This is a genomic window from Streptomyces sp. WM6386 (genome assembly GCF_000972385.1).
Taxonomy (GTDB): domain Bacteria; phylum Actinomycetota; class Actinomycetes; order Streptomycetales; family Streptomycetaceae; genus Streptomyces.
In genome coordinates, this window is record NZ_JXTE01000663.1 from 1 (window position 1) to 354 (window position 354).

The 354-nt window shown below is 68.9% G+C and carries 1 pseudogene; it reads right to left on the reverse strand.

What is annotated here, in order from left to right:
* Positions 1-124: 124 nt before the first annotated feature.
* Positions 125-354, reverse strand: a pseudogene (locus TN53_RS47160) (molybdopterin-dependent oxidoreductase); the annotation flags it as partial.

The window sequence follows — 354 nt, forward strand, 5'->3', positions numbered from 1 at the left end:
GGCCGGCGGCGTCCCGGACGACGGGCGTCCGCCGACATCACGAGACCGGCCAGGGCGGGCGTTGTGGACGAAAGTCCAGCTCCAGTTCTCGTGCAGGGATCCCAACCCAAATACTCACGAGTGCTCAGGAGGTGAGTGTGGCGACCACTCGGTTGATCATGTCCTCGTCCGTGGTCAACGGGGTCGGGGTGTAGGACAGGACGAAGCGGAGACGGAGGTCGGGGGGGGAGAACACGCGGGGGGGGTAGCCGTGGGCGAGGGACAGCTCTTCGCCGTTGACGTACAGAGCGAGCAGGGAACGCGGGTCGGCGACCTGGTTGGCGCGCAGGGCCGCGTGGCGGAAGGCCCCGTGCC